General features: G+C 33.8%; 1 pseudogene. It reads right to left on the minus strand.

The annotated features are described in order from the left end of the window. Positions 1-521: pseudogene (locus tag ABEB23_RS18255) on the minus strand (hypothetical protein); the annotation flags it as partial.

Consider the following 521-nt stretch of genomic DNA (forward strand, 5'->3'; position numbering starts at 1 on the left):
GAGCTTCTTTTAAAGGAGTAAAATAAGATTCGTCAATTACAGGAATTGCTTTTGGCTCTTCAATTTTTACCGATTCTTCATAGGTAACAGATTGTGCATCCATTATCGCTTTGAAAATAGAAGGATCTATTTCCGGGAGATTATTCTCTACAGTTTTTACCTCTTCAGCCGAATCATCTGCATCATCCTTGCTGTCATTCGTTACGGCTTGTTCAGGTTCTTCTGTTTTAATTTCTTCTGGAATAATTATAGAAGAAACCTCATTTTGGCTGTTAAGAGTTTCTGCAATAACTGAATCTTTTAAATCCTCTGTTTTTATAATTTGCTGAGGAGTTGATGTTTGAGCCTCTTTTATGGAGTTTAGAATGGATTGCTCAACGGGATCAACTTTTACTTCAAGTGCTTTTTTGATTTGTTCAGGAGAAATAATTTCACTGTCAAAAACTTTGATCTCCAGAAGATCTCTTAACTTTTGTTCATAAAAGTCATTCTGAATAGAAGTAAAAGCTTCTGAAGTAATA

The sequence above is a fragment of the Flavobacterium maritimum genome, from assembly GCF_040049085.1.
Taxonomy (GTDB): domain Bacteria; phylum Bacteroidota; class Bacteroidia; order Flavobacteriales; family Flavobacteriaceae; genus Flavobacterium; species Flavobacterium maritimum.